The sequence below is a fragment of the Microbacterium sp. M28 genome (assembly GCF_025836995.1).
Classification (GTDB): Bacteria; Actinomycetota; Actinomycetes; order Actinomycetales; family Microbacteriaceae; genus Microbacterium.
In genome coordinates this window covers 801,098-816,361 of the sequence record NZ_CP107546.1, presented here as the reverse complement: position 1 = coordinate 816,361, position 15,264 = coordinate 801,098, and the positions used below count along the sequence as shown (strand labels likewise).

Annotated in this window: 14 protein-coding genes and 1 tRNA gene; 5 read left to right on the top strand and 10 right to left on the bottom strand. The window is 69.1% G+C overall.

All coding sequences use genetic code 11. From position 1 onward, the window contains the following. Positions 1 to 2: 2 nt before the first annotated feature. The 8 genes from OED01_RS04005 to OED01_RS03970 all read right to left on the bottom strand — a co-directional run bounded on the left by OED01_RS04005 (position 3) and on the right by OED01_RS03970 (position 7,609). Positions 3 to 1,160: a DNA polymerase III subunit delta' gene (locus OED01_RS04005; protein ID WP_264157093.1), complete on the bottom strand. Its 1,158-nt coding sequence runs from the start codon at positions 1,158 to 1,160 to the stop codon at positions 3 to 5. A 40-nt stretch (positions 1,161 to 1,200) separates the two neighbouring features. After that, positions 1,201 to 1,836, bottom strand: coding sequence for a dTMP kinase (tmk, locus tag OED01_RS04000; protein WP_264157092.1), 636 nt, complete (start codon positions 1,834 to 1,836; stop codon positions 1,201 to 1,203). Beyond that, positions 1,833 to 4,703, bottom strand: a complete 2,871-nt coding sequence (topA, locus tag OED01_RS03995) for a type I DNA topoisomerase (RefSeq protein ID WP_264157091.1) — start codon at positions 4,701 to 4,703, stop codon at positions 1,833 to 1,835. The genes tmk and topA overlap by 4 nt, the downstream gene beginning before the upstream one ends. A 78-nt stretch (positions 4,704 to 4,781) precedes the next feature. Continuing rightward, positions 4,782 to 5,111 (bottom strand): Rv3654c family TadE-like protein, encoded by a 330-nt coding sequence (locus OED01_RS03990; RefSeq protein ID WP_264157090.1) that lies wholly within the window; start codon positions 5,109 to 5,111, stop codon positions 4,782 to 4,784. After that, positions 5,111 to 5,455: a TadE family type IV pilus minor pilin gene (locus tag OED01_RS03985; protein WP_264157089.1), complete on the bottom strand. Its 345-nt coding sequence runs from the start codon at positions 5,453 to 5,455 to the stop codon at positions 5,111 to 5,113. Before OED01_RS03985 ends, OED01_RS03990 begins: the two co-directional genes overlap by 1 nt. Next, the gene (locus OED01_RS03980) at positions 5,455 to 5,661 is read right to left on the bottom strand and encodes a DUF4244 domain-containing protein (RefSeq protein ID WP_264157088.1); all 207 of its coding nucleotides are present in this window, start codon (positions 5,659 to 5,661) and stop codon (positions 5,455 to 5,457) included. The genes OED01_RS03985 and OED01_RS03980 overlap by 1 nt, the downstream gene beginning before the upstream one ends. A gap of 56 nt (positions 5,662 to 5,717) precedes the next feature. Then, on the bottom strand, positions 5,718 to 6,626 hold the full coding sequence (locus OED01_RS03975) for a type II secretion system F family protein (protein ID WP_264157087.1): 909 nt from the start codon (positions 6,624 to 6,626) through the stop codon (positions 5,718 to 5,720). After that, on the bottom strand, positions 6,620 to 7,609 hold the full coding sequence (locus OED01_RS03970; protein WP_264157086.1) for a TadA family conjugal transfer-associated ATPase: 990 nt from the start codon (positions 7,607 to 7,609) through the stop codon (positions 6,620 to 6,622). Before OED01_RS03970 ends, OED01_RS03975 begins: the two co-directional genes overlap by 7 nt. Before the next feature lie 373 nt (positions 7,610 to 7,982). On the opposite strand from OED01_RS03970, the gene acs reads away from it, so the two are divergent. Next, the gene (acs, locus tag OED01_RS03965) at positions 7,983 to 9,950 is read left to right on the top strand and encodes an acetate--CoA ligase (RefSeq protein WP_264157085.1); all 1,968 of its coding nucleotides are present in this window, start codon (positions 7,983 to 7,985) and stop codon (positions 9,948 to 9,950) included. A 65-nt stretch (positions 9,951 to 10,015) separates the two neighbouring features. Here acs and OED01_RS03960 read toward each other — a convergent pair whose 3' ends face one another. Further along, a complete protein-coding gene (locus tag OED01_RS03960; RefSeq protein WP_264157084.1) occupies positions 10,016 to 10,474 on the bottom strand; it encodes a RidA family protein in 459 nt (152 codons plus the stop codon). Continuing rightward, positions 10,471 to 10,695: a DUF4177 domain-containing protein gene (locus OED01_RS03955; RefSeq protein WP_264157083.1), complete on the bottom strand. Its 225-nt coding sequence runs from the start codon at positions 10,693 to 10,695 to the stop codon at positions 10,471 to 10,473. Before OED01_RS03955 ends, OED01_RS03960 begins: the two co-directional genes overlap by 4 nt. Positions 10,696 to 10,776: 81 nt before the next feature. Here OED01_RS03955 and OED01_RS03950 point away from each other — a divergent pair, with 81 nt between their 5' ends. From OED01_RS03950 to OED01_RS03935, 4 genes are all read left to right on the top strand, one after another. After that, a complete protein-coding gene (locus OED01_RS03950; RefSeq protein WP_264157082.1) occupies positions 10,777 to 13,353 on the top strand; it encodes a transglycosylase domain-containing protein in 2,577 nt (858 codons plus the stop codon). Continuing rightward, positions 13,353 to 14,288, top strand: coding sequence for a metallophosphoesterase (locus OED01_RS03945; RefSeq protein WP_264157081.1), 936 nt, complete (start codon positions 13,353 to 13,355; stop codon positions 14,286 to 14,288). Before OED01_RS03950 ends, OED01_RS03945 begins: the two co-directional genes overlap by 1 nt. A gap of 62 nt (positions 14,289 to 14,350) precedes the next feature. Next, positions 14,351 to 14,424: transfer RNA gene (locus tag OED01_RS03940), tRNA-Pro, on the top strand. Between the two features lie 60 nt (positions 14,425 to 14,484). Beyond that, complete coding sequence (locus tag OED01_RS03935) at positions 14,485 to 15,240, top strand: HAD-IIB family hydrolase (protein WP_264157080.1); 756 nt, start codon at positions 14,485 to 14,487, stop codon at positions 15,238 to 15,240. Positions 15,241 to 15,264 lie beyond the last annotated feature (24 nt).

Genomic DNA, 15,264 nt, shown 5'->3' with positions numbered 1-15,264 from the left:
GGTCACGGTTTCCTCCCGCTCGCGACGGTCACGAGCAAGCTCTCCAAGGCCAGGAGCGCCGCGACGTTGCGCTCCAGCGATTCCCTGGTCTCGGTCAGGTGGTCCAGCACGACCAGCGTACGTGCCACCGGCCAGTCGGCGGCGAGCGCGCTGAGTTCGGGCTTCAGCTCACGGTTGATCAGATCATCGCTCCGCCCGAACTGCAGCATGACCACGTCGCGGTACATCGACTGAAGGTCGGTGAGGACCCTGTCGATCCCATCGCGCAGGCTGCGCGTGGCGCGCTTGCGCTGATCATCCTCGAGCGCGGAGATCTGCGCGCGCAGTGCCGGGGGCACCGCCTGTCCTTCGGCGACGCCGACCGTGCGCAGCAGGGACGCGCGCTCGGCCTCATCCCGCTCCAGCGTGAGGGCCTTCGCATCCTCGGTCGCGACCTGGATGATCGTGCCGGCGACGTCGACCGCGTCGCGCACTCCGCGCACGCCGAGCACCGACCGCAGCGTGTCGTCCCGCCGTCGGCGCGCGGCGTCATCGGTCGCGAGCCGCTGGGCCATGCCGATGTGCCGTTGCGCGTGCCGGGCCGCCTGCTCTGCGGTGACCTCGTCGACGCCGGTGCGCTGGGTGATCAGACGCGCGACATCGGCGACGTCGGGCTCGCGCAGCCGCAGCGCGCGCACCCGCGAGCGGATCGTCGGCAGCAGATCGGCCTCGCTCGGCGCGCAGAGCACCCAGACCGTGCGCTCCGGCGGTTCCTCGAGGGCTTTGAGCAGCACGTTGGAGGTGCGCTCGACCATGCGGTCGGCATCCTCCACGACGATCACGCGATACCGTCCGGTCGACGGCGCGAAGTAGGACCGCTCGACGAGTGCGCGCGCCTCGGCGATGGTGATGATGACCTTGTCGGTGCGCAGCGCGGTCACGTCGGGGTGCGTACCGGCGAGGACCTGCCGCATGGTGTGCTCGTCGTCCGGTCCGTTCGCGATGAGGGCTGCGGCGAACGCGTACGCCAGGGTCGAGCGGCCGGAGCCCGGTGGCCCGGTGATGAGCCAGGCGTGCGACATCGACGCCGGGTCGGATGCCGCGGTGCGCAGCGTGTCGACGGCGGCATCCTGCCCCCATACGTCCGCCCACGGGAAGGGGGCGACGGGGGCGGTGGTCATTGGTCCAGCCTAACGGCCGCCACCGACGCCGCTCGCGGGTTCAGCGGGCGGCCAGCAGGTCCGTCACGCGGTCGCGGACGGTCCGGGCGATCCCGTCCGGGGTGTCCGCGGCATTCACGACGAGGAAACGGGCCGGCTCTGCGACCGCCAGCGCCAGGAAGGCGGCGCGCACGCGCACGTGGAAATCGAGCTTCTCCGCTTCGAGCCGATCGAACGGCTTGTCTGCGGCGTCGAGTCGGGTCCGCGCGATCTGCGGGTCGAGATCGAGCAGGACCGTCAGATCGGGAAGCGCACCCTCCGTGGCCCAGAGCGAGAGATCACGGACCTCCGCCGCATCGAGCACGCGGCCCGCGCCCTGGTAGGCGACCGACGAATCCAGGTAGCGGTCCTGGATGACGATGTCGCCGCGTTCGAGCGCCGGACCGACGACCGTCGCGACATGGTGTGCGCGATCCGCCGCGTACAGCAGCGCCTCGGCCCGAGGGGCGATGTCGCCGCGATGATGCAGGACGATGTCGCGGATCAGCTGCCCGACCTCGCTGCCGCCCGGCTCCCTGGTGCGCAGCACCGTGCGACCAGCGTCCCGCAACCAGGATTCGAGCAGGTCCGACTGGGTCGTCTTGCCCGCACCGTCACCGCCCTCGAGCGTGATCCAGAGCCCGTCTCCGCCGGTCACGCCTTCGCCTTCGCCGCGGCGTTGGCGGCGCGCGTCGCCGCGGCCTTCTTGGCGGCGGCCGAACGGGCGGCGGCCTTCTCGGCATCCGTCTTCGCCGCTGTCGCCGTCGTCTTCTTGCCTGACTTGGCTGCGGTCTTCTTCGCCGCAGGCTTGGCTGCGGTCTTCTTGGCCGGGGCCTTCTTCGCCGGCGCCTTCTTCGCCGGCGCCTTCTTCGCACCGCGCTTGACCGGGCCCTTGGCGCGCTTGTCCGCGAGCATCTGCACGGCGATCTCGTGCGTGATGTCCTGCACCTGCTGACCCCGAGGGATGGTGACGTTCGTCTCGCCGTCGGTCACGTAGGCACCGAAGCGGCCGTCGCGGATGCGGATCGGCTTGCCGCTGACCGGGTCGGCCTCGAACTCGGCGAGCGCGCTGGAGGCACGACGCGAACCGGCACCGTACTTCGGCTGGGCGTAGATCTCCAGGGCCTGTTCGAGCGTGACGTCGAAGATCTGCGATTCGCTCTCCAGCGAGCGCGAGTCCGTGCCCTTCTTCAGGTACGGCCCGAACCGACCGTTCTGCGCGGTGATCTCGTCGCCGGATTCGGGGTCGGTACCGACGACGCGCGGCAGGCTCAGCAGCTGCAGAGCCGTGTCGAGGTCGATGGTGTCGACGGACATCGAACGGAACAGCGACGCCGTACGGGGCTTGGGGGCAGCGTCCTTCTTCGCGCCGCGCTTGGGCTTCGCGGTCTCGACGACCTCGCCCGTGGTCTCATCGACGGCGGCATCGTCCGCGACAGGGTCGTTCTCCTGGACGTACGGGCCGAAGCGGCCGTCCTTGACCACGACGACCTTGCCGTTCTCCGGGTTCTCTCCCAGCACGCGGTCACCGGCGACGGGCGCATCGATGAGCTCCTGCGCCTTCTCGGCGGTCAGCTCGTCGGGTGCGAGGTCCTCCGGCACATTCACGATGCGCGGCTTGGCATCGGGCTCGGCCGGGTTCGCCACCTCGAGGTACGGCCCGTACTTGCCGAACCGGAGCGTCGCCGTGTCGGTGATCCGCGTCGAGTTCAGCGCCCGTGCATCGATCTCGCCGAGGTTGTCGACGACCTGACGCAGACCGACCTGAGCCTCGGAACCGAAGTAGAACTCCTTCAGCCATTCGACGCGGTTCTGCTCGCCGCGTGCGATGGCATCCAGGTCGTCCTCGAGCGCGGCCGTGAAGTCGTAGTCGATGAGGTCGGCGAAGTGCTCTTCGAGCAGGCGCACGACGCTGAACGCGAGCCATGTCGGCACGAGCGCCTGGCCGCGCTTGGTCGCGTAGCCCCGATCGATCACCGTGCCGATGATGCTCGCGAACGTCGAGGGGCGGCCGATGCCGTGCTCCTCGAGCGCCTTGACGAGCGAGGCCTCCGTGTAGCGCGGCTTCGGCGTGGTGCGGTGCCCCTTGGCCTCGGCATCCGACATGCCCAGCTCGTCGCCGACGGCGACGGCGGGAAGCGACTGGTTCTCGGCCGCGTCCTGGGAGTTGCGCTTCTCGTCGCGGCCCTCTTCATAGGCCTCGAGGAAGCCCTTGAAGGTGTACACCGTGCCGGACGCCGTGAACTCGGCGAGCTGTCCTTCGGCCTGGACGGCGATCGTGACGGTGGTCGTCTCGTACTTCGCATCGGCCATCTGGCTGGCGACCGTGCGCTTCCAGATCAGGTCGTAGACGCGAAGCTCTTCGCGGTCGAGCTGGGACGACACGGATGCCGGGGTGCGGAAGGTCTCCCCCGACGGGCGGATCGCCTCGTGCGCCTCCTGGGCGTTCTTGCTCTTCGACTTGTAGACGCGGGGCTTCAACGGCACCGCACTGTCGCCGTACAGCGAGACCGCCTGACTCCGCGCCGCCTGCACCGCCTGGGTGCTCAGCGCCGTGGAGTCGGTGCGCATATAAGTGATGTACCCCTTCTCGTACAGGCGCTGGGCGACGCTCATCGCCTGCTTGGCGCTCATCGAGAGCTTGCGTCCGGCCTCCTGCTGCAGAGTCGAGGTGGTGAAGGGCGCATACGGGCTGCGCGTGCCCGGCTTTGCCTCGACCTTGGTGACGGTGCCGGTGCCTGCGGCGTCGACGGCGAGCGCGAGCTTGTGCGCCTGCTTCTCGTCGAGGACGACCACGGCCTTCTTGAGCTTTCCCAGGTCGTCGAAGTCGGTTCCGCGTGCGAGCTGACCGCCGTCGACGCGCACGAGCCGGACGCGGAACGCGCTCCCGGCGGCGGCGGATGCCTCGACATCCCAGTAGTCTGCGGACACGAACGCCATGCGGTCGCGCTCGCGGTCGACGATCATCCGGGTCGCAGCGGACTGCACGCGGCCGGCGGACAGACCGGACTTCACCTTGTACCAGAGCACCGGCGAGACGTCCCAGCCGTACAGACGGTCGAGGATGCGGCGGGTCTCCTGGGCGTCGACGAGCGCGAGATCGAGCTCGCGGGTGTTGCCGATGGCCGCCTGGATCGCGTCCTTGGTGATCTCGTGGAAGACCATGCGCTTGACGGGGACCTTCGGCTTGAGGGTCTCCAGCAGGTGCCAGGCGATCGCCTCGCCTTCGCGGTCCTCATCAGTGGCGAGGAGGAGCTCGTCCGCGGCCTTGAGCGCACGCTTGAGTTCGGCGACGGTCTTCGACTTGCGGTCGGAGACGACGTAGTACGGGTCGAACCCGTTCTCGATGTCGATCGAGTACTTCCCGTACGCCTGCTTGTCGGCGGCGGGGATGTCCTTCTTGTCCGCGAGATCGCGGATGTGCCCGACGGAGCTGAGCACTTCGTACCCATCGCCGAGGTAGCCCTGGATCGACCGCATCTTCGTCGGCGACTCGACGATGACGAGCTTCTTGCCTTCAGCCAAGGGTGCGTCCTTTCTTCGAAGCACACCATACACACCGCTTTTCGGATGTGGTTCACAGCGGCTGTGTGGAATCGACCGTCAGAATCCCTCGGGTGGCCCGGCGCGGGCTCGGGAGACGGCTGCGAGTCCAGCGTACTTCGCCTGGACCGTCACCGTCGCCACGAGCCCTGTGAGCTCGCACTGCGCGAGCTCCGCGCCGGATGCGGCAGCGACCCGTGCCGCCAGTGCACACGGGCTGTCGGGTGCCGGGACCGCGCCCGAAGCCGCATCCGCCGCAGCGAGCGCCGCGGCATCGGCAGCACCGGCGGCCCGCTGCGCGGTCACCGCCGCGCCGCCGACCGCCGCGAGACCGAACGTGAGGGTCGCCGCGACCGCCAGGACACCGGCCGCGATGCTCGACCCGGCCATCACAGTCCCCCGGCCAGCGCGCAGCTGGATGCCTGCACGGGGATGGAGATGATGCGGCCCACCCGAACGTCGGAGTGCACGGTGACGCATGCGAGATCGGCCTGCATCCCGGTACTGACGCTCGCGCCGTCCACGGCGCGTGCGACGACGGCCGACGCTGCTGCCGCGGACTCGCCGCGACCGAGTAGACGGGCGGCGTCGGCCGCGGCATCCTGAAGCGTCACCTGCCTGGCGGCCGCACCGAGCGCCGAGACCCCGAGCAGCAGCACCACGAGGACGGCGGGAAGCGCGACCGCCAGCTCAGCCGCGACGGAGCCTTCGTCTCGCGACCGACGCCTGCTCATCAGGACACCGTCAGCGCCCGGCGGACGAGGTCCGTCAGGATGCCGCGCACCTCATCGGAGCGCATGATGACGACCAGCAACCCGGCGAACGCCACGGCGGCCATCGTCGTGATCGCGTACTCGGCCGTGGCTGCCCCTGACTCGTCGGCGAACAGTCTGGCCGCTCTGCCTCTGGTCAGTGCGGGAAGTGTCTCGTTGGTGTTCATGGTGTTCCTCTCTTCTTCGTTCTTCTTCTCGGTGTGGATCGTCGGACGACCCGGGGTCACAGCAGGGGCAGCGGTGTCGAGGCGAGCACGCTCAGCAGAAGCGGTGCGACTCCGAGCAGCAGGAACGCAGGGAGCGTGCAGACGCCGAGCGGGATCAGTAGACGACTGGACAGCTTGGCCGCCTTGAGCCGACCGGCGATGCGCGCATCCTGACGTTCCTGTGCGGATGACGCGCGCAGGAGCTCGATCGCCGGCACGCCCGCCGCTCGTGAGAGCTCGAGCACCCCGTCGATGCGAGCGGACCGCCCTCCCCCGCCGGACGGGCTGTCGTCGGCGAGCCGCAGCGCCCGCTCGATGGAGACACCGCCGGAGAGCGCGACCGCGACGAGTTCGGTGCGGATGCCAGGGGTGCTCCCGTCCGGCTGCGCGGCGCGCACGAGGCGCGCGGTCCACACCCGGGCGGTCAGGACGAGGAGCAGGCCTCCGACGACGCACGCGATGCCGATCGGCTGCGTCGTGATCACGGTGAGCGTGTCGAACCCCAGAGCGAAGCCGAGCAGGAGCCCGAACGGAGGCATCCACAGCAGGAGCCGCGCAGTGCCGGCTGGTTCGGCCAGCGCGATGCGCACGTCATCCGCCGCGGATGCCGCGTCCTGCAGCGCTTCCGCGAGCGACCGCAGGACGTCGGCGAGCGGAGCGCCGACGTGCGCGGCGATCTCCCACGCGGCCGCGACGTCCCGCCACGCCCCACCCTCGGTCTCGATCGCGCCCGGCAGCGCCTCGCCGCCGTCACATCGTTCGATGACGCGCTCGGCGCGCGCGTCGCCCGTCGAGGCGAGATGCCGCCAGGCCGCGACCGGGGCCGCGCCGGCCTGCAGCAGAACGGCGAGCATCCGCACGGTCACCGCGGCGTGCGCCGCCGACGCGCCGGCATCGGGCGCCTTCGGGCGCGTGAGGATCACCACGGGGTCACCTCCCGGATGCCGAGCCGCTCCGCGACGAGCTCGAACCGTCCCGCGCTCTCGATGCGGCGCACGCCGTCGGCGCCGCGTGCCAGATGCAGCACGATCGTGAACGCGCTGACGACCTGTCGGGCGAGCGCTGTCGCATCCATGCCGGCCAGCGCCCCGAGCGCCTCGAGCCGAGCGGGCACGTCTGCCAGCCCCGACGCGTGCAGGGTGCCTGCGCCGCCGTCGTGCCCGGTGTTCAACGCGGTCAGCAGCTCGCGCACCTCTTCGCCTCGGCATTCGCCGACGATGAGCCGGTCGGGCCGCATCCGCAGGGACTCGCGCACGAGCCGTGCCAGGGTGATACCCCCTGCTCCTTCGAGATTCGCCTGCCGCGCCTCCAACGCGACGTGGTGCGGATGCCGCGGTCGCAACTCGGCGACGTCCTCGATCGTGACGATCCGATCGTGCGCGGGCGCGGTCGACAACAGGGCGCTCAGCAGGGTCGTCTTCCCCGTGCCCGTGCCGCCGGTGATCAGGATGTTGGCGCGCCGGGCGACGAGGTCCTCCAACCAGCGCCGGCGGCGATCATCGAAGCAGCCGAGAGCCTCGAGGGCCGGGAGGTCTCCCGCGTGCACGCGCGGGATCCGGATCGACACAGCCGTGCCGGCCGTGGAGACGGGCGCGAGCACGGCGTGGACGCGGATGCCGTGCTCGAGGCGGACGTCGACGCACGGCGATCGGTCGTCGAGATGGCGTCCGCCGAGCCCGACCAGGGCGACGGCGAGGTCGCGCACTTCGCGTTCGGATGCTCTCCACCCGGGTACCGGTTCCGATCCGCGCCCTCGATCGATGAACAGCCCGTCCGCGCCGTTGACGAAGACATCCGTGACCGACTCGTCGGCGCAGTGCACCGCGAGCGGACCGAACGCGGGATCGATCACGCCGGCGTCGGGCGCTGTTCCGGTGCTCTGCGGAACGATCACGAACGGGGTGGCCATGGCTCGACGCTAGGAGCCGCCGAGGATGCCGCAGGGGTGCGATCCCGCGATCGGTGCACAAGATCGTCGCGCCCTGGGCCGGTGCAGGGCGGGTTGTCGCGGGCGTGGAATCCGTCCGGGAGACGAAAGGGGGCGGCACCTCACGGGGGGAATGAGATGCCGCCCACGACGCACCCCGATCGGGGGATGGAGGGCACGCCAAGGCCGGAATGAGAATTCGGCTGACGTCGAGTGTACGCAACGCCACCGTGCGGACAAAACCGGCGTGATTACCGACTTTCGGCAGTACTCGGCGTCCAAGGCCCGCACTAGATTCGCCGTGTCACGGTCGTGTGCCCTGCACGACCACGTCCCGCCGCAAAGGAGCGCGTGCATGAGCAGCCAGATCGATCATCTCCTCGACGAGACACGTCGGTTCCCGCCGTCGGCCGAGTTCACCGCTGATGCAATCGCAGGCCCGGAGCTCTACGAGCGTGCGGGTGAGGACCGCGAGGCGTTCTGGAGCGAGCAGGCCCGCGATCTGCTGCATTGGCACACCCCGTTCACACAGGTGCTCGACTGGTCGAACCCGCCGTTCGCGAAGTGGTTCGGCGACGGCGCGCTGAACGTCGCGTACAACTGCCTCGACCGGCACGTCGAAGCAGGCAACGGCGACCGCGTCGCCTTGTTGTGGGAGGGTGAGCCCGGCGACTCCCGTCAGATCACGTACGCGGAGCTGACCGAAGAGGTCAAGCGCACCGCGAACGTCCTCTCCGATCTCGGCGTCGGCCACGGGGACCGTGTGGCGATCTATCTGCCGATGATCCCCGAGGCGGTCGTGTCCATGCTCGCGATCGCGCGCCTGGGCGCGATCCATTCGGTCGTATTCGGCGGCTTCAGTGCCGACAGTCTCCGCTCGCGCATCGACGACGCCGGTGCGAAGCTCGTCATCACCGCGGACGGCGGGTACCGCAAGGGCCGGGTGTCCGCCCTGAAGCCCGCGGTGGATCAGGCGCTCGGCGACCGGGGCGACGGAGAGCAGAAGACCGTCGAGCACGTCCTCGTCGTCCGCCGAGGCGAGAACGAGGTGGACTGGGTCGACGGCCGCGACATCTGGTGGCACGACGCGGTGCCCGCGGCATCCGCAGAGCACATCGCCGAGCCCTTCCCCGCGGAGAACCCGCTGTTCATCCTGTACACCTCGGGTACGACGGGAAAGCCCAAGGGCATCCTGCACACGTCCGGCGGATACCTCACCCAGGCCGCCTACACGCACAGGAACGTGTTCGACCTGCACCCGGAGACGGACGTCTACTGGTGCACCGCCGACATCGGATGGATCACCGGGCACAGCTACGTGACTTACGGGCCGCTCGCCAACGGCGCCACCCAGGTGCTCTACGAGGGCACACCGGACACGCCGCATCCCGGTCGCTGGTGGGAGATCATCGAGAAGTACGGCGTCACGATCTTCTACACCGCGCCGACCGCGATCCGCTCGTTCATGAAGACGGGTCGGAGCATCCCGAAGAAGTTCGACCTGTCGAGCCTCCGGCTGCTGGGCTCGGTCGGCGAACCCATCAACCCCGAGGCATGGATCTGGTACCGCGACGTCATCGGCGCGGGTAAGGCCCCGATCGTCGACACGTGGTGGCAGACCGAGACCGGAGCGATCATGGTCTCGCCGCTTCCCGGCATCACGGCGACCAAACCGGGGTCGGCGCAGGTGCCCCTCCCCGGAATCTCGATCGACGTGGTCGATGAGTCCGGCGCAGAGGTCGGCAACGGCAACGGCGGCCTGCTGGTCGTCACCGAGCCATGGCCCAGCATGCTGCGCGGCATCTGGGGCGACCCCGAGCGCTACGTCGAGACCTACTGGGAGAAGTTCGCCGAGCAGGGCTACTACTTCGCCGGTGACGGCGCTCGCCTGGACGAGGACGGCGACCTCTGGCTGCTCGGCCGAGTGGACGACGTGATGAACGTCTCCGGCCATCGTCTGTCGACCGCGGAGATCGAGTCCTCCCTCGTCGCCCACGAAGCCACGGCCGAAGCCGCCGTCGTGGGCGCCGCGGACGAGACCACCGGCCAGGCCGTGGTGGCCTTCGTGATCCTGAAGGAGAGCTTCCTCGCGGAGCACACCCCCGAGGGCCTCGCGCAGCAACTGCGACTGTGGGTGGGCGAGCAGATCGGTGCGATCGCGCGTCCCCGTGACGTGTACATCGTCGGCGAGCTGCCCAAGACCCGCTCGGGGAAGATCATGCGGCGCCTGCTGCGCGACGTCGCCGAGGGGCGCGAGGTCGGCGACACGACGACGCTGGCCGATACGGCCGTGATGAGCATCATCTCGGCGCAGGTCAAGTAGCCCCTGAACGCCGAAGGCCTCCTCCCTGTCCGGGGAGGAGGCCTTCGCGTTTCGACGCGGAGGCGTCAGGCGAGGATGAAGGTGACCTCGACCTCGACCGGGCTGTCCAACGGCAGCACAGGAACGCCGACGGCCGCACGCGCGTGCCGTCCGGCATCCCCGAAGATCTCGCCGAGGATCTCGCTGGCGCCGTTGATGACGCCGGGCTGGCCGGTGAACGACGGATCGGATGCCACGAATCCGCCGACCCGCAGCACACCGGCGATCCTCTCGAGGCCACCCGCGGCGTCCGCGGCGGCAGCCAGGGCATTCAGTGCGCACGTGCGGGCGTACTCCTTGGCGTCGTCCGCCGACACACCGGCGCCGACCTTGCCCGTGGCGGGCAGAGCGCCGGCCGTGAACGGCAACTGACCGGAGGTGTGGACGAGGTCGCCGTGCACGACCGCCGGGACATAAGCGGCGACGGGTGCGGCGACGGCGGGCAGCTCGATCCCGAGCTCAGCCAGACGGGATGCCACGCTCACGCGGCACCGCCTTCGAACTGCCGCGCGGCCTGCTCCGCCGCGGCGAGGCCTGCGCTGTTCGCCCCGTCTCCGGCCGTGGGTCGCTTGAAATAGGCGACGAGCCCACCCTCGGGCCCCTGGACGACCTGCACCAGCTCCCACCCCTGCTTGCCCCAGTTGTTGAGGATCGCAGCGGTGTTGTGGATCAACAGCGGCGTGGTGAGATATTCCCACGTGGTCATGGCACTCCTGCACGTCGGCGACGCAGCGGCCGCGGCCCGCGTCGAGGTGGTTTTTCAGGGAAATCCCCTACCATCTAGCGTATGCCTCAGAACAACCGCACGCTGAAGGGTGTGCTCGGCGGCCTCGTCGGCCTGGTCGGCCTCAGCCTCGTCGCCGGCGTCCTCGTCTCGGCGACCGTGACCCCTGCGATCGCGATGACCGGGCTCGCCGGGTCTGCGGCCATCGACCTCTTCGAGGACCTGCCCAACGACTTCCAGCCCGATGCGCCGATGGAACCGACGACGATCTGGGCGTCGAACGCCGACGGCACCCCCTCCAAGCTGGCCTCGTTCTACGACCAGAACCGCATCCCGGTCACGTACGAGCAGGTCGCGCCGATCCTGTACGACTCGATCCTCTCCAGTGAGGACAAGTCGTTCTACGAGCACGGTGGCATCAACATCGGCGCGACGGCCAAGGCGCTCATCGACTACGCCAAGGGCACGTCGAGCCGCGGTGCGTCGACGATCAGCCAGCAGTACGTGAAGAACGTCCTCGTGCAACGCTGCGAGAAGAACACCTCGCCGAGCGAGGAGAACTACGCGGAGAAGCTGCAGGACTGCTGGAACCAGGCGACCAACGCCTCCGGCGCCGACGGCATGAAGCGCAAGCTCCAGGAGATGCGCTACGCGATCCAGGTCGAGAAGGACTTCTCGAAGAACGACATCCTGCTCGGTTACCTGAACCTCGCGAACTTCGGCGGCACGACGTACGGGATCGAGGCCGCTTCCCGCTACTACTTCAACACGTCCGCCGCTGCCCTGACCATCAACCAGGCCGCGACGCTCGCCGGCATGGTGCAGAACCCGAACTCCTACCGGATCGACCGCCCCGAGGGCTCGATGACCGACACCGAGGGCAATGCGATCAACAGTCGCGCCGACGGGTACGCCGAAACCCTCGTGCGCCGCAACTATGTGCTGCAGCGCCTGCTCGACGACGGCAAGATCACCCAGGAGCAGTACGACGCCACGTACGCCGAGCCGATCACACCCGTGATCACCCCCGCCACGCAGGGGTGCGCCGAGGCTGGCAAGAGCGCGTACTTCTGCCAGTACGTGAAGTCGATCATCCAGAACGACGAGGCGTTCGGCAAGGACGCGGCCGAGCGCCGCGACACGTTGCAGCGCGGCGGCCTGGACATCTACACCACGCTGAATCTCGACATGCAGCGGACGGCGATCGAGACCATGGTCGACAACGTCCCCGCCGCGAAGGAGGGCATCAATGTCGGCGCCGTCGGCGTCCAGGTCGAGGCGGGCACCGGTCGTATCCTCGCCCTGACGCAGAACACCGACTTCAACGAGACCTCGAATGCCGCCCCCGGGTCCGGCTTGTCGGCGCAGGTGTATGCGGCCGACGTCAATCACGGCAGCTCGACCGGCTTCAACGTCGGATCGACGTACAAGCTGTTCACCCTGCTGGACTGGCTCGAGAAGGGGCACTCGGTCAACGAGGTGCTCGATGGCAAGTTGAAGACCTTCACCCCGTTCACCATCTGCGGCGACACGGTCCCGAACAGCGCGAAGATCAACAACTCCGGCAAGGTCTCCGGCTACACCGGGACGGTCATGAAGTTCACGAGCGCGTCGCTGAACACCGGCTACCTGGCAATGGCGCAGCAGCTCGACCTGTGCGACATCAACAAGATGGCCGAGCGCCTCGGGGTGACGCTCGGCAACGGCAAGCCGGTCACCACGGACAACTTCCCCGGTGACGTCATCGGCTCCAAGGCGATCGCGCCCCTGTCGATGGCGAGCGCGTATGCGACCGTCGCCAACAAGGGCATCTACTGCCCCCCGCGTGCGATCGACCGCATCGTGAAGCAGGACGGCACCGAGATGGGTCTGCCGGCGTCGACGTGCGAACAGGTGATCTCCCCCGAGGTCGCCGCGACCGCAGCCTACGCGCTGCGCGGCGTGATGTACGGCGGCACCGGTGGCGCGGCCAATCCGGGTGACGGCGTCCCCGTGATCGGCAAGACGGGTACGCACGAGGCCACTCAGACGATGATGATCGAGTCCAGCTCCAAGGTCACGACGGCCGTGTGGGTCGGAAACGCCAGCGGGAATGCATCCCTGCGGGCGCACGGCTTGAGCAGCAAGCGTTTTTACATCGCCGAGGACATGCAACGCGCGGCGAACCGCATCTTCGGCGGAGACTCGTTCCCGGAGCCGGATCGCAACCTCACCCGTCAGGTTCTCAAGGACCTGCCCGACGTCGTCGGCAAGACCATAGCGGACGCGACAGCGACGCTCGAGAATGCCGGTTTCACGGTCGCCGTCGGTCCGCCGGTCGACAGCAACCTGGGCACCGACCTCGTCGCAGCGCAGTCCCCTGGCGCCGGCAAGGTCGCGGGCGGCGTGACCGTCACGATCTCGCCGAGCAACGGCCAGGGCACCACGGTGCCCAACGTCGTCGGCCAGAAGGCGAGCAAGGCGCAGGCCGACCTGGCCAGCGCCGGGCTGAGCAACATCACCTGGGACGCCTCCTGCGCACAGCCGAACGCCGACGTCGAATCGACCACCCCGGCTGCCGGCACCGCGACGAATCGCAGTGCGGTCATCTCGGTCGTCTGCAAGGCCGCAGAAGGCAACGGAAACGGCAACGACGGCTGATGACGAAATCCTCGTCGGCGCACCCGGCCCTCATCGCGCTCGGCGCGGTGGGGGCCGTCGGCGCCGCGGCCGCGGTCTGGGGCATCGGCATCGAACGCTACCTGTTCACGGTGCGCAACGTGACCACGCAGGCGCTCCCGGTGGGGTCGGCGCCGATCCGCGTGCTGCACGTCTCCGACGCGCACATGGCTCCGTGGCAGCACCGCAAACAGGACTGGCTCGCCTCGCTGGCCGATCTCGAACCGGACCTGGTGATCAACACGGGCGACAACCTGGGCCACCGCGAAGGGCTCGACGGCATCCGTCGCGCCTTCGCGCCCCTGGCCGGCATCCCCGGCGTCTTCGTGCACGGGTCCAACGACGTGCACGCGCCATCCCCCCGCAATCCGCTGAAGTACTTCACCGGCCCCTCAGCGCACGGTGGTGCGCCCGAGTACCTCGACACGGCGGCGATGGACAGCTACTTCACCCACGAGCTCGGTTGGGCGAACCTCAACAACACGGCGGCGCGCCTGACCGTGGCCGGAGCGGACATCGATCTCATCGGCGTCAGCGACGCGCATCGTGACTGGGATCGCCTGGATGCCCTCCCCGACGCGATGGCCGCGCTCGGTCCGCGCGCCGACGCCGCCGCACTGCTCGGCGTGACCCATGCCCCCTATCAGCGGGTGCTGAACGCATACGTCGAGCTCGGCACCGACGCGATCTTCGGTGGGCACACCCACGGCGGCCAGGTGTGCCTGCCCGGCTTCGGCGCTCTCGTCGCGAACTGCGACATCCCGTTGAAGCAGGCCAAGGGCCTGAGCACGTGGAGCCGTGGCGAGCGCACCGTGCCGCTGAACGTCAGCGCCGGGTGCGGCCACTCGATCTACGCACCTGTGCGCTTCGCCTGCCGGCCGGAGGCGACGCTGCTGACCCTCACGGCCAGGACCTGACCCGGATGCGCCGCCGATTCGGTCTGACGCGAGATTCGTTGTAGACTCGAACGGTTGTCAAACGGGGTGTGGCGCAGCTTGGTAGCGCGCTTCGTTCGGGACGAAGAGGCCGCAGGTTCAAATCCTGTCACCCCGACAATACGAGAGGGCCCGCCGCAAGGTGGGCCCTCTCGCGTATCACGACACTGGAGATCTGATGGCCCTCACTCGCCTCGTCGCCTTCGACCTCGACGACACGCTGGCCCCGTCGAAGGGCGCGATCGATCCGCGCATCGCCGACCTGCTGCGGGCCCTGCTGCGCACCGTCGAGGTCGCCATCATCTCCGGCGGCAACGAGGACCAGTTCCGCACCCAGGTCCTCGCACAGCTGGGAGATGCGGATGCCGCAGAACTCGGCCGTCTGCATCTGCTCCCCACGTGCGGCACCCGCTATCTCCGTCACGACGGCACGGACTTCGTGCCGGTGTACGCTCATGATCTCGCCCCGGAGGAGAAGGACGCGGCGCTCACTGCTCTGCGGGAAGAGGCGGAGCGCCTCGGGCTCTGGGAGTCCGAGCCCTGGGGCGACATCCTCGAAGACCGCGGGTCGCAGGTCACCTTCTCCGCACTCGGCCAGCGTGCGCCGCGGGAGGCCAAGCACTCCTGGGATCCGACGGGCGAGAAGCGCCTGGCGCTGCGCGATGCCGTGGCTGCGCGCCTGCCGTCTCTCGAAGTCCGCGCCGGTGGTTCGACCTCGATCGACATCACCCGCGCCGGGATCGACAAGGCCTACGGCATGTCGGCGCTGACCGAGCACACCGGCATCCCGCTGTCGGACATGCTCTTCTACGGCGACCGTCTGGATGCCGGAGGCAACGACTACCCGGTCCTCGCGCTCGGCGTGCGGTCGATCGCGGTGGAGGATTGGCAGGACACGGCAGACAAGTTGGACGAGCTTCTGCCGACGCTGTAGCCCTCCGGGAGCGGCAACGCGCCC